This is a genomic window from Actinacidiphila epipremni (genome assembly GCF_012034175.1).
Classification (GTDB): domain Bacteria; phylum Actinomycetota; class Actinomycetes; order Streptomycetales; family Streptomycetaceae; genus Actinacidiphila; species Actinacidiphila epipremni.
In genome coordinates, this window is record NZ_JAATEJ010000038.1 from 40,035 (window position 1) to 61,507 (window position 21,473).

Sequence of the window (21,473 nt, forward strand, 5' to 3'; positions counted from 1 at the left end):
CCCGGTCAGGGGCCGGCGCGCCACGTATCCGGCATCGGGTACGCGACAGCGCTCCGGCCGACGCGGGCCGACCGTACGCCCGCCGACTTGTACGACATCCGGCACCAGCCGATTTAGTGGAAGGACCCGCCATCATGGCGAAGCTCACCCAGGACGAACTGCTCGCCCAGTTCGAGGAGCTCACCCTCATCGAGCTCTCCGAGTTCGTGAAGGCGTTCGAGGAGAAGTTCGACGTCACCGCCGCCGCCCCCGTCGCGGTCGCCGCGGGTGCGGGCGTCCCCGGCGCCCCGGCCGAGGCCGTCGAGGAGAAGGACGAGTTCGACGTCATCCTCACCGGCGCCGGCGAGAAGAAGATCCAGGTCATCAAGGTCGTGCGCGAGCTGACCTCGCTGGGTCTGAAGGAGGCCAAGGACCTCGTGGACGGCGCCCCGAAGCCCGTCCTGGAGAAGGTCAACAAGGAGGCCGCGGACAAGGCCGCCGAGTCCCTCAAGGGCGCCGGCGCCTCGGTCGAGGTCAAGTAGCACCCCGCGTAACACCCCGCGCGCGAGCGCACCCCGCGCGGCAGCGCACCCGGCGTCCGGCGCCCGGTGCGCCCGGGCACCCACGCCGTAGGGCGGTCACCCACCAGGGTGACCGCCCTCGGTCGTTCGTACGGTCCGCGGCGGGCCGTACCGGCGTTGTCACACCCGCCCGGTAAGGTGATCCCTCCTGCTGGGAGCATGTCCTCGGGCATGTGTGCGGGGCCGGGGCCTTGACGTTTGGCACGCGGCGCGCAATTCTCAGGACGCGCCACGATGTTGGTCGCGGGGCCGGTCACGGCCTCGGACCGATCCGGGCATGATCGGTGCATGATCCGATGCATGGATCGGCGGCGATGCGGGAATGCATGGCTATGCAGCAGGGCGGCAGGGTTGACGGATGCGGGGTCCCGGTTCCGAGGCGGGGACCCGCGAGACGGGCGGAGGGGGCGACGATTCGGTACTCCGAATCTCAGCTCTGGACATCAGTGTGCCAAGTGGCTACACTGACCCTTTGCGCTGCCTGTTAGCTGCTGCCTGGCCCGTCACCAGGAGCATGCCCACGTCTGAGAGCTGCTGAGAAGGCCCGTCATCAGGGTTTTCTTCTGGTCCTCAGGGGCGGACCGGTACGCGCGTAGTGAGTCCGAGCCCTCGGAAGGACCCCCTCTTGGCCGCCTCGCGCAACGCCTCGACTGCCAATTCGAACAACGGCGCCAGCACCGCACCGCTGCGCATCTCTTTCGCGAAGATCCGTGAACCGCTCGAAGTTCCGAACCTCCTCGCGCTCCAGACCGAGAGCTTTGACTGGCTGCTCGGGAACGCGGCGTGGAAGGCACGGGTCGAGGCGGCGCTGGACAGTGGGCAGGACGTCCCCACGAAGTCCGGTCTGGAGGAGATCTTCGAGGAGATCTCCCCGATCGAGGACTTCTCCGGGTCGATGTCGCTCACGTTCCGTGACCACCGGTTCGAGCCGCCGAAGAACTCGCTGGACGAGTGCAAGGAGCGCGACTTCACCTACGGCGCCCCGCTCTTCGTCACCGCCGAGTTCACCAACAACGAGACCGGCGAGATCAAGTCCCAGACGGTCTTCATGGGCGACTTCCCGCTCATGACCTCCAAGGGCACCTTCTGCATCAACGGCACCGAGCGTGTCGTCGTCTCGCAGCTGGTCCGCTCGCCCGGCGTCTACTTCGACTCCAGCATCGACAAGACGTCCGACAAGGACATCTTCTCCGCCAAGATCATCCCGTCCCGGGGCGCCTGGCTGGAGATGGAGATCGACAAGCGCGACATGGTCGGTGTCCGCATCGACCGCAAGCGCAAGCAGTCGGTCACCGTGCTGCTCAAGGCGCTCGGCTGGAGCACCGAGCAGATCCTGGAGGAGTTCGGCGAGTACGAGTCGATGCGCGCCACCCTGGAGAAGGACCACACCCAGGGCCAGGACGACGCGCTGCTCGACATCTACCGCAAGCTGCGCCCGGGTGAGCCGCCGACCAAGGAGGCCGCCCAGACGCTGCTGGAGAACCTCTACTTCAACCCCAAGCGCTACGACCTGGCCAAGGTCGGCCGCTACAAGGTCAACAAGAAGCTCGGCAGCGACGTCGCGCTCGACGAGGGCGTCCTCACCACCGAGGACATCATCGCCACCATCAAGTACCTGGTGAAGCTGCACGCCGGCGAGACCGAGACCACCGGTGCCAACGGCCAGACCATCGTGGTCGAGGTCGACGACATCGACCACTTCGGCAACCGCCGGCTGCGCAACGTCGGCGAGCTCATCCAGAACCAGGTCCGTACCGGCCTGGCCCGGATGGAGCGGGTGGTCCGCGAGCGGATGACGACCCAGGACGTCGAGGCGATCACGCCGCAGACCCTGATCAACATCCGGCCGGTCGTCGCCTCCATCAAGGAGTTCTTCGGCACCAGCCAGCTGTCGCAGTTCATGGACCAGACCAACCCGCTGTCCGGTCTGACCCACAAGCGCCGGCTGTCCGCGCTCGGCCCCGGCGGCCTGTCCCGTGAGCGGGCCGGCTTCGAGGTCCGCGACGTGCACCCGTCGCACTACGGCCGCATGTGCCCGATCGAGACCCCCGAGGGCCCGAACATCGGCCTGATCGGCTCGCTCGCCTCCTACGGCCGGGTCAACGCGTTCGGCTTCGTCGAGACCCCGTACCGCAAGGTCGTCGAGGGCGTCGTCACCGACGACGTGGACTACCTGACCGCCGACGAGGAGGACCGCTTCGTCATCGCGCAGGCCAACGCGCCGCTGACCGACGAGCTGCGGTTCGCCGAGTCCCGCGTGCTGGTCCGCCGCCGCGGCGGCGAGATCGACTACATCCCCGGCGACGACGTCGACTACATGGACGTCTCGCCGCGCCAGATGGTGTCGGTCGCCACCGCCATGATCCCGTTCCTGGAGCACGACGACGCCAACCGCGCGCTCATGGGGTCGAACATGATGCGCCAGGCCGTGCCGCTGATCAAGGCCGAGGCGCCGCTGGTCGGCACCGGCATGGAGTACCGCTGCGCGGTCGACGCCGGCGACGTCATCAAGGCCGAGAAGGACGGTGTGGTCCAGGAGGTCTCCGCCGACTACGTCACGGTGACCAACGACGACGGCACGTACAACACCTACCGGGTCGCGAAGTTCTCCCGCTCCAACCAGGGCACGTCCTTCAACCAGAAGGTCGTCGTCAACGAGGGCGACCGGGTCGTGGTCGGCCAGGTGCTCGCCGACGGTCCGTCGACCCAGGAAGGGGAGATGGCGCTCGGCAAGAACCTGCTGGTGGCGTTCATGCCGTGGGAGGGCCACAACTACGAGGACGCGATCATCCTGTCGCAGCGCCTCGTGCAGGACGACGTGCTGTCCTCGATCCACATCGAGGAGCACGAGGTCGACGCCCGCGACACCAAGCTGGGCCCCGAGGAGATCACCCGGGACATCCCGAACGTCTCCGAGGAGGTGCTCGCCGACCTCGACGAGCGCGGCATCATCCGGATCGGCGCCGACGTCGTCGCCGGCGACATCCTGGTCGGCAAGGTCACCCCGAAGGGCGAGACCGAGCTGACCCCGGAGGAGCGGCTGCTGCGCGCGATCTTCGGCGAGAAGGCCCGCGAGGTCCGCGACACCTCGCTGAAGGTGCCGCACGGCGAGGTCGGCAAGATCATCGGCGTGCGGGTCTTCGACCGCGAGGAGGGCGACGAGCTGCCGCCGGGCGTGAACCAGCTGGTCCGCGTCTACGTCGCGCAGAAGCGCAAGATCACCGACGGCGACAAGCTCGCCGGCCGGCACGGCAACAAGGGCGTCATCTCCAAGATCCTCCCGGTCGAGGACATGCCGTTCCTGGAGGACGGCACCCCGGTCGACATCATCCTCAACCCGCTCGGCGTCCCCTCCCGGATGAACCCCGGCCAGGTGCTGGAGATCCATCTGGGCTGGCTCGCCAAGCAGGGCTGGGACGTGTCCGGTATCGCCGAGGAGTGGGCCCGCCGGCTGGAGGCCATCGACGCCCACCGCGTCGAGCCCGGCACCAACGTCGCGACCCCGGTCTTCGACGGCGCCCGCGAGGACGAGATCCGCGGCCTGTTCCAGTCCACGATCCCCAACCGCGACGGCGACCGGCTGGTCCTGCCCTCCGGCAAGGCCCGGCTGTTCGACGGCCGCTCCGGCGAGCCGTTCCCGGAGCCGATCTCCATCGGCTACATGTACATCCTCAAGCTGCACCACCTGGTGGACGACAAGCTGCACGCCCGCTCCACCGGCCCGTACTCGATGATCACCCAGCAGCCGCTGGGCGGTAAGGCGCAGTTCGGCGGGCAGCGCTTCGGCGAGATGGAGGTGTGGGCGCTGGAGGCGTACGGCGCCGCCTACGCGCTCCAGGAACTGCTGACCATCAAGTCCGACGACGTCCTCGGCCGCGTCAAGGTCTACGAGGCCATCGTCAAGGGCGAGAACATCCCCGAGCCCGGCATCCCCGAGTCCTTCAAGGTGCTCATCAAGGAGATGCAGTCGCTGTGCCTCAACGTGGAGGTGCTGTCCTCGGACGGCATGTCCATCGAGATGCGCGACACCGACGAGGACGTGTTCCGCGCCGCGGAAGAGCTCGGAATCGACCTGTCCCGGCGCGAGCCGAGCAGCGTCGAAGAGGTCTGACGGGTTCCGCCGGCCCCGGTCGTACGCCTGTACGGCCGGGCCCGGCGGCCCCCACGACCCGTTCAGACCATTTGAGAATCAACCCTGAGAGGGATTGACGACACAGTGCTCGACGTCAACTTCTTCGACGAGCTGCGGATCGGCCTGGCCACCGCGGACGACATCCGGACCTGGTCGCACGGCGAGGTCAAGAAGCCCGAGACCATCAACTACCGCACCCTCAAGCCGGAAAAGGACGGGCTCTTCTGCGAGAAGATCTTCGGCCCCACCCGGGACTGGGAGTGCTACTGCGGTAAGTACAAGCGCGTGCGCTTCAAGGGCATCATCTGCGAGCGCTGCGGCGTGGAGGTCACCCGCGCCAAGGTGCGCCGCGAGCGCATGGGCCACATCGAGCTGGCCGCCCCCGTCACCCACATCTGGTACTTCAAGGGCGTCCCGTCGCGCCTGGGGTACCTGCTCGACCTCGCCCCGAAGGACCTGGAGAAGGTCATCTACTTCGCGGCGTACATGATCACCTGGGTCGACGACGAGCGCCGCACCCGCGACCTGCCCTCCCTGGAGGCCCAGGTCTCCGTGGAGCGCCAGCAGGTCGAGCAGCGCCGTGACGCCGATGTCGAGGCCCGGCAGAAGAAGCTGGAAGCCGACCTCGGCGAGCTGGAGAACGAGGGCGCCAAGGCCGACGTCCGCCGCAAGGTCCGCGAGGGCGCCGAGCGCGAGATGAAGCAGCTGCGCGACCGCGCGCAGCGCGAGATCGACCGGCTCGACGAGGTGTGGGCCCGCTTCAAGAACCTCAAGGTCCAGGACCTGGAGGGCGACGAGCTGCTGTACCGCGAGCTGCGGGACCGGTTCGGCACCTACTTCCAGGGCTCGATGGGTGCCGCGGCGCTGCAGAAGCGCCTGGAGTCCTTCGACCTGGAGGAGGAGGCCGAGCGCCTCCGCGAGATCATCCGCACCGGCAAGGGCCAGAAGAAGACCCGTGCGCTCAAGCGCCTCAAGGTCGTCTCGGCGTTCCTGCAGACCACCAACAAGCCCGGTGGCATGGTGCTGGACTGCGTCCCGGTGATCCCGCCGGACCTGCGCCCCATGGTGCAGCTGGACGGTGGCCGCTTCGCGACCTCCGACCTGAACGACCTCTACCGCCGGGTCATCAACCGCAACAACCGCCTCAAGCGGCTGCTCGACCTCGGCGCGCCCGAGATCATCGTCAACAACGAGAAGCGCATGCTCCAGGAAGCGGTCGACGCGCTCTTCGACAACGGCCGCCGCGGTCGCCCGGTCACGGGCCCCGGCAACCGTCCGCTGAAGTCGCTGTCCGACATGCTCAAGGGCAAGCAGGGCCGCTTCCGGCAGAACCTGCTCGGCAAGCGCGTCGACTACTCCGCCCGCTCGGTGATCGTCGTCGGCCCGCAGCTCAAGCTGCACCAGTGCGGCCTGCCCAAGGCCATGGCGCTGGAGCTCTTCAAGCCGTTCGTGATGAAGCGCCTGGTGGACCTCAACCACGCGCAGAACATCAAGTCGGCCAAGCGCATGGTCGAGCGCGGCCGTACGGTCGTCTACGACGTGCTCGAAGAGGTCATCGCCGAGCACCCGGTGCTGCTCAACCGGGCGCCGACGCTGCACCGCCTGGGCATCCAGGCGTTCGAGCCGCAGCTGGTCGAGGGCAAGGCCATCCAGATCCACCCGCTGGTGTGCACCGCCTTCAACGCCGACTTCGACGGCGACCAGATGGCCGTGCACCTGCCGCTGTCGGCGGAGGCGCAGGCCGAGGCCCGCATCCTGATGCTGTCCTCGAACAACATCCTCAAGCCCGCCGACGGCCGCCCCGTCACCATGCCGACCCAGGACATGGTGCTCGGCCTGTTCTTCCTGACCACCGACTCCGAGGAGCGCGAGGTCAGGGGCGAGGGCCGGGCGTTCGGGTCGACCGCCGAGGCGATCATGGCGTTCGACAGCCGCGAGCTGTCGATGCAGGCGCCGGTCGACATCCGCTTCCCGGTGGGCACCGTCCCGCCGCGCGGCTGGACGCCGCCGGAGCCGGGCGAGGGCGAGCAGCCCTACCAGCTCGGCGACAGCTTCCGGCTGCGCACCACGCTGGGCCGGGCGCTGTTCAACGAGCTGCTGCCCGAGGACTACCCGTTCGTGGACTACGCGGTCGGCAAGAAGCAGCTCTCCGAGATCGTCAACGACCTCGCCGAGCGCTACCCCAAGGTCATCGTGGCGGCGACGCTCGACAACCTGAAGGCGGCCGGCTTCCACTGGGCGACCCGTTCCGGCGTCACCGTCTCCGTCACCGACATCGTCGTGCCGGAGGCGAAGAAGGCCATCATCGCCGAGTACGAGTCGCGCGACGAGAAGGTCCAGAAGCAGTACGAGCGCGGCCTGATCACCAAGCAGGAGCGGTCCGACGAGCTGATCGGGATCTGGAACGAGGCGACCAACAAGGTCGCCGCGGCGATGAACGCCAACTTCCCGAAGACCAACCCGATCTTCATGATGGTCGACTCCGGCGCCCGCGGAAACATGATGCAGATGCGTCAGATCGCGGGTATGCGCGGCCTGGTCTCGAACGCCAAGAACGAGACCATCCCGCGGCCGATCAAGGCATCCTTCCGTGAGGGCCTCTCCGTGCTGGAGTACTTCATCTCCACCCACGGTGCCCGTAAGGGCCTGGCCGACACCGCGCTGCGTACCGCCGACTCGGGTTACCTCACCCGCCGTCTGGTGGACGTCTCGCAGGACGTCATCATCCGCGAGGAGGACTGCGGCACCGAGCGCGGCCTGAAGCTGCGGATCGCCGAGCGCGCCGCCGACGGCGTGCTGCGCAAGGCGGACGACGTCGAGACCAGCGTGTACGCGCGCATGCTCTCCGAGGACGTGGTCGTCGACGGCAAGGTCGTCGCGCCGGCCAATGTCGACCTCGGCGACGTGCTCATCGACCAGCTCGTGCGCCTCGGCGTCGAGGAGGTCAAGGTCCGCTCGATCCTGACCTGCGAGTCGGCCGTCGGCACCTGCGCCTTCTGCTACGGGCGCTCGCTGGCCACCGGCAAGCTGGTGGACATCGGCGAGGCGGTCGGCATCATCGCCGCCCAGTCGATCGGTGAGCCCGGCACCCAGCTGACGATGCGCACCTTCCACACCGGTGGTGTGGCCGGTGACGACATCACGCAGGGTCTGCCGCGTGTCGTCGAGCTGTTCGAGGCCCGGGTGCCCAAGGGTGTCGCCCCGATCTCCGAGGCGGCCGGCCGGGTGCGCATCGAGGAGACCGAGAAGACCAAGAAGCTGGTCGTCACGCCGGACGACGGCTCCGACGAGCTGGCGTACCCGATCTCCAAGCGCGTCAAGCTCATGGTGGGCGAGGGCGACCACGTCGAGGTCGGCCAGAAGCTCACCTACGGTGCCACCAACCCGCACGACGTCCTGCGGATCCTCGGCCAGCGCCAGGTGCAGATCCACCTGGTGGCCGAGGTGCAGAAGGTCTACAACTCGCAGGGTGTGTCGATCCACGACAAGCACATCGAGATCATCATCCGGCAGATGCTGCGCCGGGTGACGATCATCGAGTCCGGCGACGCCGAGCTGCTGCCCGGCGAGCTGGTCGAGCGCGGCCGGTTCGAGCAGGAGAACCGGCGGGTCGTGGCCGAGGGCGGTCACCCGGCCTCGGGCCGTCCGCAGCTGATGGGTATCACCAAGGCGTCGCTGGCCACCGAGTCGTGGCTGTCGGCGGCGTCCTTCCAGGAGACCACCCGGGTGCTGACGGACGCGGCGATCCACGCGAAGTCGGACTCGCTGCTGGGCCTGAAGGAGAACGTCATCATCGGCAAGCTCATCCCGGCCGGTACGGGCCTGTCCCGCTACCGCAACATCCGGGTGGAGCCGACCGAGGAGGCCAAGGCCGCGATGTACTCGGCCGTCGGCTACGACGACATCGACTACAGCCCGTTCGGCTCCGGCTCCGGCCAGGCCGTGCCGCTGGAGGACTACGACTACGGCCCGTACAACGGCTGAGGTCGCGTCCCTCCGCGGAACGCGTCAACGCGTCAACGCAGGGCGGTCACCCCTTCGGGGGTGGCCGCCCTGCGGCTTTCACGGGTCAGGTCTGGCGCATCGGCACGTACTCCTCCGGGGAGAGGCCGAACGTCCAGGCGACGCCCTCGCGGGCGGTGCGGGTGGTCGGCGGGACGCGCAGCCAGTACGTGCGCGTCGTGCCGTCCGGCTCCGGCGTGGAGTTCAGCACCTCGACCATGACGGTGTCCTCGTCGCCGGTCATGGCGATACGCCACAGCACACCGGTCTCGTCCCGGTGCTGGGGGACGGCGCCGGACTCGGCGAGGTAGCGGTCGTAGCCGTAGTGCTCCAGCATCACCCGGCGCAGCTCGGCATTCTCCTCGGTGCGGATGCGCTCGGGCGTGAGCGTGGCCAGCTCCGCCAGGAACTCGCCGGGCACGGGCATGCCGCGCCACGAGCAGAGGGCGAAGCCGTCCCGGAAGGCCAGCGCGGGACCGTCCGACCGGTCGAGCCGCCCCGCCTCGTCCCGGTGCAGCTCCGCCGGCCGGTCGCACAGCACGGCCAGCCGCTCGTACGGCCACCACCAGCCGGCGGCCCGGGCGACCGCGGCGATCCCTTCCAGGGGGCTGCCGGGACCGGCGTCGAAGGCGCTCAGCCAGGCCGCGTCCTGCTGCCCGTGCACGGCGTCGAGCAGCAGCACCCGGGCAGCACTACGCCGCCGGCCGGCACCCGATCCGCTGGTGGGCGGGGCGCTGATGGCCGATCCGTCGGCGGGCGGGGCGCTGGTGGGCGATCCGCTCGTGGGCGACCCGTCGGCCCCCGACCCGTCGGTGGGCGGGGTGTCTGTGGCGCTCGGCCAGGGGCCGTTCGCGGGGCGGGGCGCGGGGGCGGTCGCGGTCGCGTACGCCTCCACCACGCCGGCGGCTATCCGCGAGCTCAGCAACTGCGTGACCTCCCACAGCCGCCCGCCGGTCGCCCCCCAGCGGGCCGCCCAGCCGAGCGGCCCCAACTCGCCGTGCAGCCGCGCCCGCTCGGCCGCCCACGCCCGGTCCCGCACCTGCTCCCGCACACTCCGCCCCCGCCGCTCGGCGCCCTCCGCACCGCTGAGCAGCACAAGCGCCCCGAGCGGCGACCCCACCCACACGATCCGCTCCGGCTCCGCGAGCCCCGCCTGCCGGTACGCCAACCGCACCCCGGCCTCGGCGGCGCCCCGATCCGCCGCCGCGGTCTCGGCCACGGCGAGCCGCCACTGCTCGACGGGGTCGTGGTCGGAGGCGGCGCCGCCCGGGCCGGCGCCTGCCGCGGGGTGCGCGCCTGCGGCGCCGGCACCGCCCGCAGGGCGGTCGCCGGTCGCCGGGACTGTGCCGTCGGCACCGCTGCCGCCCGCAGGGCCGGCGCCGGTCGCGGGGTGCGCGCCCGCAGCGCCGTCCGCCGGGCTCGCGGCGCTTGCGCCCGCGTGGTCGCTGGCGACCACTTCCGTGATGACCTTGCTCATCCGTGCCTATCCCCTCTGTTGCCTGGCCTTTTCCCCCTTGCCGGGCGGAGCCCGGCCACCCCTCAGTCCGCGACGATGCGCACCGAGCCAGGCACGTACTCGCGTTGGCGGATCACCCGGTACCAACCCTTCGGCAGGGATATCGGGCCGTGCTCCTCGTGGACGACGCGGGCGCCGTCCGGGGTGTGGAGAAGGGCCGTGCCCGAGGGGCCGGACTCGCGCAGGAGGCGGCCGGGGCCGACCACCGCGTGGGCGTGGCCGGTGACCTCGCCGAGGGCCAGGACCATACGGCCGCGGCCGTCGCGCGGCTCGGCCGGCAGGTCCTCGTGGCCCGGCGGCAGCGCGGACTCCTCGATCGGCACGATCAGCACATCCCCCTGCCGGTACACGGCACTCCCTTCCCGCGATGCCCTGCGCACCGCCGTCGTCACCGACCGTAGGGCCACCCTCTGACAATCGCCCCGACCTGCGGCGATCCCCGTCCGCCCGGGGCTGCGGGGGCGCTGTCGTACCCCCTTGGTAGAACTGGCCCCATCACATCGGCCCCGCGGCCGGTCCGGGGGGAAGGCGCGTCCGGCGACCAGGGGCATTCCGACGCGTCTGGAGCGGGGCAGGACATGATTTTCTCGGACGGCGACCACCTCAAGGAGTTCGGCGGACTGCCGGTCGTCGACTGGCCGTCGGCGGCGGAGCAGCAGAAGAAGCAGCCCACCGCCGCGCCCGGCGCCGCCGCCTGGCGGCTGACCGCGGGCACCTGGCAGAACGAGGAGAGCTGGCCCGAGGCGTTCGCCCGGTTCGCCGCGGCCGTCGACCTCCGCGAGGTCCGGGCGATCGTCGTGGGCGCGTGGCCGGAGGCGTACGACGACGGGCCCGGCGCCGTCGTCGAGGCGCTGCTCGGCGCCCGCGAGCACCTCACCTCGCTGCGCTCGCTCTTCCTCGGGGACATGATCTCCGAGGAGTGCGAGATCTCCTGGATCCACCAGGGTGACGTCACGCCGCTGCTCACCGGCTTCCCCGAGCTGGAGCGGCTCGGCATACGCGGCAGCGTGGACCTGGAGCTCCAGCCGGTGCGGCACGAGAGCCTGCGCGAGCTCGTCATCCAGAGCGGTGGGCTGCCCGCCGAGGTCGTGCGCGCGGTCGCCGCATGCGACTTCCCCGCGCTCACGACGCTCGATCTGTGGCTCGGCACCCCCGACTACGGCGGCGACAGCGAGATCGGCGACCTCGCCCCGATCATGGCGGGCACCCGGCTGCCGGCGCTGCGCCATCTGGGCCTGCGCAACAGCGAGATCGAGGACGAGGTGGCGTCCGCGCTCGCCGCCGCGCCCGTGGTGGCCCGGCTCGATGTGCTGGACCTGTCCATGGGCGTGCTCACCGACGACGGCGCCGTCGCGCTGCTCGGCGGCCAGCCGCTCACCCACCTCAAGGCGCTGGACCTGCACCACAACTACCTCACGGCGGGCGTCGCCCAGCGGCTGCGGGAGGCGCTGGAGCCGGCCGGGGTCCGGCTCGAACTCGACAAGGACGACGCGGAGGAGGACACCGACGAGGACGGCTCCGCCTGGCGGTATGTGGCCGTCGGCGAATAGCCCATAGGGGGAGTTGGAGGGGAGGGGCGGCATGGGGGAGTACGGGGACGTGCGGGGGCTGCGGCTCGCCGTGGTCGGCAACCCGGACAACCGCCGGGTGCGGCTGTTCGCGCAGGCGGCGGTCGGTGCGGGGTTCGCGGCGCCGCGGATCGTGCCGTGGCTGGACGTGCTGCGGGGCGGCGGCGCGGACTTCGCGCCCGGGGAGGTCGTACGGCTCGACTCGCCGGGCGAGCATCCCGAGGTGGACCGGCTGCTGCGCGGCACGGACGACCCGACGCGGGTCGAGGGCGGCGCCCGCTGGTACTCCGGCTTCACCGCGGCGGTACGGACGCTGCGGGGCGGGGTGCGGCTGGACGACCCGGACGAGCTCGCCGTGCTCTTCGACAAGCGGCGCTGCCATGCGGTGCTGGAGCGGGCCGGTGTGCCCGTGCCGCAGTCGCCGACCGGCGGCGGGGCGGTGGCGGCGGTGGCGGTGGCGGCGGTGGCGGTGCGCGGCTGGGCGCATCTGCGGGAGCTGATGCGTGAGCATGGTATGCCGCGGGTTTTCGTCAAGCCGGCGCATGGTTCGTCCGCGTCGGGGGTGGTGGCGCTGGAGACCGCGGGGGGTGGGCGGTTGCGGGCGACGACGTCGGTGGAGTCCGTGGGTGGGCGGCTCTTCAACTCCCTGCGGGTGCGGCGGATCGGCGCGGAGGCGGAGGTCGCGGCGTTGGTGGATGCGCTGGCGCCGGACGGGTTGCACGTGGAGCGGTGGCTGCCGAAGGCGTCGGTGGACGGGCGGGTGGTGGACCTGCGGGTGCTGGTGGTGGCGGGGAGGGCGACGCATGCGGTGGTACGCGGTAGTCGCTGGCCCATGACGAATCTGCACCTCGGCGGTGTTCGTGGGGACTTGGCGGCGGTGCGGGCGGCGGCGGGGCCTGCGGGGTGGGGGGCGGCGCTGCGGGTGTGCGAGCAGGCCGCGGCGTGCTTTCCCGGCACGCTCGCGGTCGGCGTCGACCTGCTGCCGGCGCCGGGCTGGCGGGACTTCGCGGTCGCCGAGGTCAACGCTTTCGGGGACCTGCTGCCGCGGTTGGCGGGGCTGCCCGAGGGGCCGGCGGCGGGGCTCGACACGTACCAGGCGCAGCTCGCCGCGCTTTCCTCGGCCCGAGCGGTGAGGGGGCAGCGTCATGCGTCGCTCTGACCTCGTCACTTCGGCCTCGGGGCGTGGAGCCCTGGCGTGGGGTCGGGGCCGCTCCGGGGGGCACCTCCTCGGACTGCGCACATTGACCTCGTCCCTGATCCGGTACCGCCCTGTCGTGCGCAGTCCTGCGGGGGCACCCCCCGGATCAGCCCCTTCGGCCGTCACCAACGCGCCGGTCGTGGGCCTTGAGGTCGCGGACGACACAAGACCAGGACCCGAGCCCGACATGAACGAGGTCGTCGGGCGGGATGATCTGCTGTTCGTCGTGCTCGACACGCTGCGGTATGACGTCGCCCAGGAGCTTGCCGCCGAGGGGCGGTTGCCGAATCTCGGGGCGTATTTGCCCGGGGGGCGGTGGGAGCGGCGGCATGCGCCGGGGAGTTTTACGTATGCCTCGCACCAGGCGATGTTCGCCGGGTTCCTGCCGACGCCCGCGGCTCCGGGGCCGCATCCGCGGTTGTTCGCGGCGCGGTTCGAGGGGAGTGAGAGCACCGCGGAGGGGACGTGGGTCTTTGACGCGCCCGACCTGGTCGGGGGGCTGGGGGCGGCCGGCTATCACACCGTGTGCATCGGGGGCGTCGGGTTCTTCAACAAGCGGGGGGCCCTCGGGGGCGTTCTGCCGGGGCTGTTCGCCGAGAGCCACTGGGAGCCCGGCTTCGGTGTCGCCTCGCCGACGTCGTTCGAGGCGCAGGTGGCCCGGGCGGAGGAGGTCGTCGCGGGGCTGCCGCCCGAGCGGCGGTTGTTCCTGTACGTCAATGTCGCCGCGCTGCACCAGCCCAACTGGTTCTATCTGCCGGGCGCGACCAAGGCCGCCGGCGACAGCCGGGAGACGCACCGGGCCGCGCTGGAGTATGTCGACCGGCACATCGGGCGGCTGTTCGCCGCCGCTCGTTCGCGGCGCCGCTGCTTCACGATCGTCTGCTCCGACCACGGCACCGCCTACGGGGACGACGGCTGGACCGGGCACCGCATCGGCCACGAGGCCGTGTGGACCGTGCCCTACGCCCACTTCTTCCTGGAGCCCTTGGATTCCCTAGACCATTCTGATTCCTCGGACCACTCGGAGCCTGCCGTATGAGCACTGCCCTTGCCCCCGTCACCCCGGCCGCCAAGGCCCCGGTGCGTCCGTATCAGGACTACGTCTACGCCTATCCGCACAAGACCGCCTACCGCCCGCTCCCCGACCGGCCCGCGTTGCGTGACCTGTGGCGGGCGGAGCCCAAGGGTGCGCTGGCGCTGTATGCGCACATTCCGTTCTGCGAGGTGCGGTGCGGGTTCTGCAACCTCTTCACGCGGGTGGGGGCTCCGGGTGATCTGACGACGCGGTATCTGGACGCCCTGGATCGGCAGGCGGTGGCCGTGCGGGAGGCGTTGGGTGGGGAGGAGCCGGTGCGGTTCGGGGCGGCGGCGTTCGGGGGTGGGACGCCGACGTTTTTGGAGGCCGGGGAGTTGGAGCGGTTGTGTGACATCGCCGAGCGCCGGATGGGCGCGCCGCTCGGGGCGATTCCGCTGTCGGTCGAGGCGAGTCCCGCGACCGCGACGGGTGACCGGCTGGACGTGCTGGTGGCGCGGGGTGCGACCCGGATCAGCCTGGGGGTGCAGAGCTTCGTCGAGGACGAGGCTCGGGCGGCGGTGCGCCCGCAGCGGCGGGCCGATGTGGAGGCCGCGCTCGGGCGGATCCGGGAGGCCGGGGTGCCGGTGCTCAATATCGACCTCATCTACGGTATCGACGGCCAGACGCCGGCCAGTTGGCGCGCCTCCCTGGACGCGGCGCTGGCGTGGCGGCCCGAGGAGCTGTACCTCTATCCCTTGTACGCGCGCCCGAAGACGCCGCTGCACACCCGTACGGCGGTCGACGACCCGGCGTGGGACGCGCAGCGGCTCGCCCTGTACCGGCAGGGGCGCGACCACCTCCTGGCGAGCGGCTACGAGCAGACGTCGATGCGGATGTTCCGCCGCGCGGGCGCCCCGGTGCAGGGGCCCGACGACCATGCGTGCCAGAGCGACGGCATGATCGGCCTCGGCTGCGGCGCGCGCTCCTACACCTCGGGGCTGCACTATTCGTTCGACTACGCGGTCGGCGCGCCCCAGGTGCGGTCGATCATCGACGCGTACGTGGCCACCGGGGACTTCAGCCGGGCTGTGCACGGGCGGCGTATCGAGGGGGACGAGCCGCGCCGCCGGTATCTGCTCCAGTCGCTGCTCCAGGCGGCCGGCATGCCCACCGCCGACTACGCGGCCCGCTTCGGCAGCACGCCGGAGGCGGACTTCCCCGCAGAGCTCGGCGACTTCGCCGCCCGCGGCTGGCTCGACGAGGCGGCGGGGCCGGCGTGCCTGCGGCTGAGTCCCGAGGGCCTGGCGCATTCCGACGCGGTCGGCCCCGCGCTGTTCTCCGCGGCGGTCCGGGCCGCGATGGCCGCCTACGAGGCGAAGTGACCCGGCCCGTGGACGCCCCCGCCGACCTCACCCTGCTCTACCGCGGCCCCCTCGCGTCCTGCGACTACGACTGCCCCTACTGCCCGTTCGCCAAGCGGCGCGACACCCCGGAGCAGCTGCGCGCCGACCGGGCCGCCCTGGAGCGCTTCACGGCCTGGGTGCGGGAGCAGCGGGCCGGCTCCCTCGCGGTGCTCTTCACCCCGTGGGGTGAGGCGCTGACCCGGTCCTGGTACCGGGAGGCGATCGTGCGGCTGTCGCATCTGCCGCAGGTGCGCCGGGTCGCGATCCAGACCAATCTGAGCGCCCGCACCGGCTGGCTCGCCGCCGCCGACCGCGGCAAGGCGGCCCTGTGGTGCACCTTCCACCCGGGCCAGACGCCGTACGACCGCTTCCTCGCCCGCACGCGGGAGCTGGCGGCGCTCGGCGTGCGCTTCAGCGTCGGCGTGGTGGGCCTGCCCGAGCACCTGGCGGCGGCCCGGCGGCTGCGGGCGGAGCTGCCCCGGGAGCACTACCTGTGGGTCAACGCGGCGGAGGGCCGTACCTACACCGACGAGGAGGCCGCGCGGTGGACCGCGCTCGACCCGCTCTTCCCCTTCAGCCGGCACCCGCACCGCTCGGCGGGGCTGCCGTGCCGCACGGGGGAGTCGGTGGTGTCGGTCGACGGTGAGGGGACGGTGCGGCGCTGCCACTTCGTGCCGGCGCCGCTCGGCAACCTCTACGACGGCTCGTTCCGCGCCGCCCTGGCCCCGCGGCCGTGCCCGCTCGCGGTGTGCGACTGCCACATCGGGTACGTCCACCTGGAGTCGCTGCCGCTCTACGACGTCTTCGCCGGCGGTGTCCTGGAGCGCGTCCCGGCCGTGATCACGCCGCCGGGGCCGGCGGACGCGCCACATACCGGCGGCGAGATCCCCGTAAAGCCGTTCCAGCGGGCATGATAGGAGCATGCTCGCCGGGGATGCGGATCGGGAGAGGGCGGTGAGCGTCCTGAAGGACGCGTTCACCGAGGGGCGGCTCACGCAGCCGGAGTACGAGGACCGGGTCGGCCGTGCGTACGGCGCGCGCACGTACGAGCAGCTGGACGCCGTGACGGCGGACATCCCGCCGCGCGTGGTGCCGCCGCAGGCGATGGTGCCCTACCCGCCGCCGCCCTACGGGATGATGGCGCCGGCGGTGCGCAGCACCAACGGGCAGGCGGTCGCGTCGCTGGTGTGCGGGATAGGCGGCCTGATGACGGTGGGCCTGAGCTCGGTGCCGGCGGTCGTGCTGGGCCACATGGCCAAGAGCCGGATCCGGCAGACGGGGCAGGACGGCGACGGGCTCGCGACCGCGGGGCTGGTGCTCGGCTACATGGCCATCGCCGGCTGGGTGCTGCTGATCCTGCTGGGTGTCGCGGTCGGCGGCTGACGGCCGCGGAGGGGCCTGTGAGCAGCCGGAATCCGGTCGGTATGCAGGTGTTTTGACCGCAGCCGATGCGGTAGGTACGCTCTGACCTTGTGCCTGGGGTGTGCCCGGGTTCCTGCGCGTGCCATGCGACCGTGCGGGGACACCGAGGCCGCGGCACCCGCTATCACGCACTGCTCACCCTTTGAGGGGTACGTGCGGGGTCCGCGACACACCCGACCGCGTGGGTCGGGGCCCAGGTTAGTTTTATCGTGATCGGCACAGAGAAACCGGAGATACGGTGCCTACGATCCAGCAGCTGGTCCGCAAGGGCCGGCAGGACAAGGTCGAGAAGAACAAGACGCCCGCGCTGAAGGGTTCCCCGCAGCGGCGTGGCGTCTGCACGCGTGTGTACACGACCACCCCGAAGAAGCCGAACTCGGCGCTCCGTAAGGTCGCGCGTGTGCGCCTTACCAGCGGCATCGAGGTCACCGCTTACATCCCGGGTGAGGGCCACAACCTGCAGGAGCACTCGATCGTGCTCGTGCGCGGCGGTCGTGTGAAGGACCTGCCGGGTGTTCGCTACAAGATCATCCGTGGCTCTCTCGACACGCAGGGCGTCAAGAACCGCAAGCAGGCTCGCAGCCGCTACGGCGCCAAGAAGGAGAAGTAAGAATGCCTCGTAAGGGCCCCGCCCCGAAGCGCCCGGTCATCATCGACCCGGTTTACGGCTCCCCTCTGGTGACGTCCCTCGTCAACAAGATCCTCCTGCACGGCAAGCGCTCCACCGCCGAGCGCATCGTGTACGGCGCCCTGGAGGGCCTGCGCGAGAAGGCCGGGGTCGACCCGGTCATCACGCTCAAGCGCGCTCTGGAGAACATCAAGCCGACCCTGGAGGTCAAGTCCCGCCGCGTCGGCGGTGCGACCTACCAGGTGCCGGTCGAGGTCCGCCCGGGCCGGCAGAACACCCTGGCGCTGCGCTGGCTGGTCGGGTACTCCCGCGCCCGCCGCGAGAAGACCATGACCGAGCGGCTCATGAACGAGATCCTCGACGCCAGCAACGGCCTCGGGGCGTCCGTGAAGCGCCGTGAGGACACGCACAAGATGGCCGAGTCCAACAAGGCCTTCGCGCACTACCGCTGGTAGTCGCAACCCCCATCGAGAACCGAGAGAAGACTGAGCCACATGGCCACCACTTCGCTTGACCTGGCCAGGGTCCGCAACATCGGGATCATGGCCCACATCGACGCGGGCAAGACGACGACCACCGAGCGGATCCTGTTCTACACCGGTGTCTCCTACAAGATCGGCGAAGTCCACGACGGCGCCGCCACCATGGACTGGATGGAGCAGGAGCAGGAGCGCGGCATCACCATCACGTCCGCCGCGACGACCTGTCACTGGCCGCTGGAAGACGTCGACCACACCATCAACATCATCGACACCCCCGGCCACGTGGACTTCACCGTCGAGGTCGAGCGCTCGCTGCGCGTCCTCGACGGTGCCGTCACCGTGTTCGACGGTGTCGCCGGTGTGGAGCCGCAGTCCGAGACGGTGTGGCGGCAGGCCGACCGCTACGGCGTGCCCCGCATCTGCTTCGTCAACAAGCTGGACCGCACCGGCGCCGAGTTCCACCGCTGCGTCGACATGATCGTGGACCGCCTCGGCGCGACCCCGATCGTCATGCAGCTGCCGATCGGCGCCGAGGCCGACTTCAAGGGCGTGGTCGACCTCGTCCAGATGAAGGCCCTGGTCTGGTCCGCCGAGGCGACCAAGGGCGAGATGTACGACGTCGTCGACATCCCGGCCACGCACACCGAAGCGGCCCAGGAGTGGCACGGCAAGCTGCTGGAGACCGTCGCGGAGAACGACGAGGAGATGATGGAGCTGTACCTGGAGGGCGAGGAGCCCTCCGTGGAGCAGCTGTACGCGGCGATCCGCCGTATCACCATCAACTCCGGCAAGGGCGGCGACACCACCGTCACCCCGGTGTTCTGCGGGACCGCCTTCAAGAACAAGGGTGTGCAGCCGCTGCTCGACGCCGTCGTGCGCTACCTGCCCTCCCCGCTGGACGTCGAGGCCATCGAGGGCCACGACGTCAAGGACGCCGAGGTCGTCGTCAAGCGCAAGCCGTCCGACGACGAGCCGCTGTCGGCCCTGGCGTTCAAGATCATGAGCGACCCGCACCTGGGCAAGCTCACCTTCGTCCGGGTCTACTCGGGCCGCCTTGAGGCGGGTTCGGCCGTGCTGAACTCGGTGAAGGGCAAGAAGGAGCGGATCGGCAAGATCTACCGGATGCACGCCAACAAGCGTGAGGAGATCGACTCGGTGGGTGCCGGCGACATCGTCGCCGTCATGGGTCTGAAGCAGACCACCACCGGCGAGACCCTGTGCGACGACAAGCAGCCGGTGATCCTGGAGTCCATGGACTTCCCGGCGCCGGTCATCCAGGTCGCGATCGAGCCCAAGTCCAAGGGCGACCAGGAGAAGCTGGGTGTCGCCATCCAGCGGCTCGCGGAGGAGGACCCCTCCTTCCAGGTCCACTCGGACGAGGAGACCGGCCAGACCATCATCGGCGGCATGGGCGAACTGCACCTGGAGGTGCTGGTCGACCGGATGCGGCGCGAGTTCAAGGTCGAGGCCAACGTCGGCAAGCCGCAGGTCGCGTACCGCGAGACCATCCGCAAGGCGGTCGAGCGGGTCGACTACACCCACAAGAAGCAGACCGGTGGCACCGGGCAGTTCGCCAAGGTGCAGATCTCGGTCGAGCCGATCGAGGGTGGCGACGCGTCCTACGAGTTCGTCAACCAGGTCACCGGTGGCCGCATCCCCCGCGAGTACATCCCGTCGGTGGACGCGGGCTGCCAGGAGGCCATGAAGTTCGGCATCCTCGCCGGCTACGAGATGGTCGGCGTCCGGGTGACCCTGCTCGACGGTGGCTACCACGAGGTCGACTCCTCCGAGCTTGCCTTCAAGATCGCCGGTTCGCAGGCGTTCAAGGAGGGTGCGCGCAAGGCCAGCCCCGTGCTCCTCGAACCGATGATGGCCGTCGAGGTCACCACGCCCGAGGACTACATGGGCGACGTCATCGGCGACCTGAACTCCCGCCGTGGCCAGATCCAGGCCATGGAGGAGCGCAGCGGCGCCCGTGTCGTCAAGGGCCTCGTGCCGCTGTCGGAGATGTTCGGCTACGTCGGTGACCTGCGGTCGAAGACCTCGGGCCGGGCCAGCTACTCCATGCAGTTCGACTCCTACGCCGAGGTTCCGCGGAACGTCGCCGAGGAGATCATCGCGAAGGCCAAGGGCGAGTAACTCCGCCGTAGGCTTGACACCCAGCAAAGATCACCTGGCGCCGATGAAGCAAGGCGTACAGATCCATCCCCAGGAGGAACCCAGTGGCGAAGGCGAAGTTCGAGCGGACTAAGCCGCACGTCAACATCGGCACCATCGGTCACATCGACCACGGTAAGACGACCCTTACCGCGGCGATCACCAAGGTGCTGCACGACGCGTACCCGGACCTGAACGAGGCCTCGGCCTTCGACCAGATCGACAAGGCTCCTGAGGAGCGCCAGCGCGGTATCACCATCTCCATCGCGCACGTCGAGTACCAGACCGAGTCGCGTCACTACGCCCACGTCGACTGCCCGGGTCACGCGGACTACATCAAGAACATGATCACCGGTGCCGCGCAGATGGACGGCGCGATCCTGGTGGTCGCCGCGACCGACGGCCCGATGCCGCAGACCAAGGAGCACGTGCTCCTGGCCCGCCAGGTCGGCGTCCCGTACATCGTCGTCGCCCTGAACAAGGCCGACATGGTGGACGACGAGGAGATCCTGGAGCTCGTCGAGCTCGAGGTCCGCGAGCTGCTCTCCGAGTACGAGTTCCCGGGCGACGACCTGCCGGTCGTGCGTGTCTCGGCGCTCAAGGCCCTTGAGGGCGACAAGGAGTGGGGCGAGAAGCTGCTCGGCCTCATGCAGGCCGTGGACGAGGCGATCCCGACCCCCGAGCGTGACGTCGACAAGCCGTTCCTGATGCCGATCGAGGACGTCTTCACGATCACCGGTCGTGGCACCGTCGTCACCGGTCGTATCGAGCGCGGTATCCTCAAGGTCAACGAGACCGTGGACATCATCGGTATCAAGCAGGACAAGACCACCACCACGGTCACCGGCATCGAGATGTTCCGCAAGCTGCTCGACGAGGGCCAGGCCGGTGAGAACGTCGGTCTGCTGCTCCGCGGCATCAAGCGCGAGGACGTCGAGCGCGGCCAGGTCATCATCAAGCCGGGCTCGGTCACCCCGCACACCGAGTTCGAGGCCCAGGCCTACATCCTGTCGAAGGACGAGGGCGGTCGCCACACCCCGTTCTTCAACAACTACCGTCCGCAGTTCTACTTCCGGACCACCGACGTGACCGGCGTCGTGACCCTCCCCGAGGGCACCGAGATGGTCATGCCGGGCGACAACACCTCCATGAGCGTTCAGCTGATCCAGCCGATCGCCATGGAGGAGGGCCTGAAGTTCGCCATCCGCGAGGGTGGCCGTACGGTCGGCGCCGGCCAGGTCACCAAGATCAACAAGTGACCTGAGGCCGCGCGGGGTCCGGCTCCGCGAGGAGCCGGACGCCATACGCGGGAGGTCCCGCATCCCCTCGGGGGTGCGGGACCTCTGCGTTGGGGGGCACGTGTCGTTGCGGGTTACGTGTCCGGTCGGTG

Annotated in this window: 15 protein-coding genes; 13 read left to right on the plus strand and 2 right to left on the minus strand. The window is 70.3% G+C overall.

Going from position 1 to position 21,473, the window contains the following annotated elements:
- Positions 1-134: 134 nt before the first annotated feature.
- From rplL to HCN08_RS32200, 3 genes are all read left to right on the plus strand, one after another.
- Positions 135-521 (plus strand): 50S ribosomal protein L7/L12, encoded by a 387-nt coding sequence (gene rplL, locus HCN08_RS32190; protein ID WP_167986859.1) that lies wholly within the window; start codon positions 135-137, stop codon positions 519-521.
- Positions 522-1,185: 664 nt separating this feature from the next.
- Positions 1,186-4,671 carry a DNA-directed RNA polymerase subunit beta gene (gene rpoB / locus HCN08_RS32195; RefSeq protein WP_167986860.1) on the plus strand — a complete coding sequence of 1,162 codons (3,486 nt, stop codon included), beginning with the start codon at positions 1,186-1,188 and terminating at the stop codon, positions 4,669-4,671.
- A gap of 105 nt (positions 4,672-4,776) precedes the next feature.
- The gene (locus tag HCN08_RS32200) at positions 4,777-8,676 is read left to right on the plus strand and encodes a DNA-directed RNA polymerase subunit beta' (RefSeq protein ID WP_167986861.1); all 3,900 of its coding nucleotides are present in this window, start codon (positions 4,777-4,779) and stop codon (positions 8,674-8,676) included.
- 85 nt (positions 8,677-8,761) lie between these two features.
- Here the strand turns inward: HCN08_RS32200 and HCN08_RS35905 are convergent, their stop codons facing one another.
- Entirely contained in the window at positions 8,762-9,913 is a 1,152-nt protein-coding gene (locus tag HCN08_RS35905; protein ID WP_167986875.1) for a DUF6745 domain-containing protein, read from the minus strand.
- Positions 9,914-10,233: 320 nt separating this feature from the next.
- Positions 10,234-10,560: a hypothetical protein gene (locus tag HCN08_RS32210; RefSeq protein ID WP_167986862.1), complete on the minus strand. Its 327-nt coding sequence runs from the start codon at positions 10,558-10,560 to the stop codon at positions 10,234-10,236.
- 228 nt (positions 10,561-10,788) lie between these two features.
- Between HCN08_RS32210 and HCN08_RS32215 the strand changes: the two genes are divergently transcribed.
- The 10 genes from HCN08_RS32215 (at position 10,789) to tuf (ending at position 21,342) form a co-directional block, all read left to right on the plus strand.
- Positions 10,789-11,760, plus strand: a complete 972-nt coding sequence (locus HCN08_RS32215) for an STM4015 family protein (RefSeq protein WP_167986863.1) — start codon at positions 10,789-10,791, stop codon at positions 11,758-11,760.
- A 31-nt stretch (positions 11,761-11,791) separates the two neighbouring features.
- On the plus strand, positions 11,792-12,937 hold the full coding sequence (locus HCN08_RS32220; RefSeq protein ID WP_167986864.1) for an STM4014 family protein: 1,146 nt from the start codon (positions 11,792-11,794) through the stop codon (positions 12,935-12,937).
- A gap of 226 nt (positions 12,938-13,163) precedes the next feature.
- Complete coding sequence (locus tag HCN08_RS32225) at positions 13,164-14,015, plus strand: STM4013/SEN3800 family hydrolase (RefSeq protein WP_167986876.1); 852 nt, start codon at positions 13,164-13,166, stop codon at positions 14,013-14,015.
- Entirely contained in the window at positions 14,012-15,373 is a 1,362-nt protein-coding gene (locus HCN08_RS32230) for an STM4012 family radical SAM protein (protein WP_167986865.1), read from the plus strand. Before HCN08_RS32225 ends, HCN08_RS32230 begins: the two co-directional genes overlap by 4 nt.
- The gene (locus tag HCN08_RS32235) at positions 15,370-16,308 is read left to right on the plus strand and encodes an STM4011 family radical SAM protein (RefSeq protein ID WP_322974807.1); all 939 of its coding nucleotides are present in this window, start codon (positions 15,370-15,372) and stop codon (positions 16,306-16,308) included. Before HCN08_RS32230 ends, HCN08_RS32235 begins: the two co-directional genes overlap by 4 nt.
- Before the next feature lie 7 nt (positions 16,309-16,315).
- Complete coding sequence (locus tag HCN08_RS32240; RefSeq protein WP_167986866.1) at positions 16,316-16,777, plus strand: DUF1707 and DUF4190 domain-containing protein; 462 nt, start codon at positions 16,316-16,318, stop codon at positions 16,775-16,777.
- Between the two features lie 277 nt (positions 16,778-17,054).
- The gene (gene rpsL / locus HCN08_RS32245; RefSeq protein WP_014144289.1) at positions 17,055-17,426 is read left to right on the plus strand and encodes a 30S ribosomal protein S12; all 372 of its coding nucleotides are present in this window, start codon (positions 17,055-17,057) and stop codon (positions 17,424-17,426) included.
- A 2-nt stretch (positions 17,427-17,428) separates the two neighbouring features.
- Positions 17,429-17,899 (plus strand): 30S ribosomal protein S7, encoded by a 471-nt coding sequence (gene rpsG, locus HCN08_RS32250; RefSeq protein WP_031519738.1) that lies wholly within the window; start codon positions 17,429-17,431, stop codon positions 17,897-17,899.
- 39 nt (positions 17,900-17,938) lie between these two features.
- Positions 17,939-20,065, plus strand: a complete 2,127-nt coding sequence (gene fusA / locus HCN08_RS32255) for an elongation factor G (RefSeq protein ID WP_167986867.1) — start codon at positions 17,939-17,941, stop codon at positions 20,063-20,065.
- 83 nt (positions 20,066-20,148) lie between these two features.
- Positions 20,149-21,342, plus strand: a complete 1,194-nt coding sequence (tuf, locus tag HCN08_RS32260) for an elongation factor Tu (RefSeq protein ID WP_167986868.1) — start codon at positions 20,149-20,151, stop codon at positions 21,340-21,342.
- The last annotated feature ends 131 nt before the right edge of the window (positions 21,343-21,473 follow it).

Coding starts and splice junctions, on each gene's coding strand:
- rplL (WP_167986859.1), top strand. CDS start 135: ATGGCGAAGCTCACCCAGGACGAACTGCTCGCCCAGTTCGAGGAGCTC.
- HCN08_RS32215 (WP_167986863.1), top strand. CDS start 10,789: ATGATTTTCTCGGACGGCGACCACCTCAAGGAGTTCGGCGGACTGCCG.
- HCN08_RS32220 (WP_167986864.1), top strand. CDS start 11,792: ATGGGGGAGTACGGGGACGTGCGGGGGCTGCGGCTCGCCGTGGTCGGC.
- HCN08_RS32225 (WP_167986876.1), top strand. CDS start 13,164: ATGAACGAGGTCGTCGGGCGGGATGATCTGCTGTTCGTCGTGCTCGAC.
- HCN08_RS32230 (WP_167986865.1), top strand. CDS start 14,012: ATGAGCACTGCCCTTGCCCCCGTCACCCCGGCCGCCAAGGCCCCGGTG.
- HCN08_RS32240 (WP_167986866.1), top strand. CDS start 16,316: ATGCTCGCCGGGGATGCGGATCGGGAGAGGGCGGTGAGCGTCCTGAAG.
- rpsG (WP_031519738.1), top strand. CDS start 17,429: ATGCCTCGTAAGGGCCCCGCCCCGAAGCGCCCGGTCATCATCGACCCG.
- fusA (WP_167986867.1), top strand. CDS start 17,939: ATGGCCACCACTTCGCTTGACCTGGCCAGGGTCCGCAACATCGGGATC.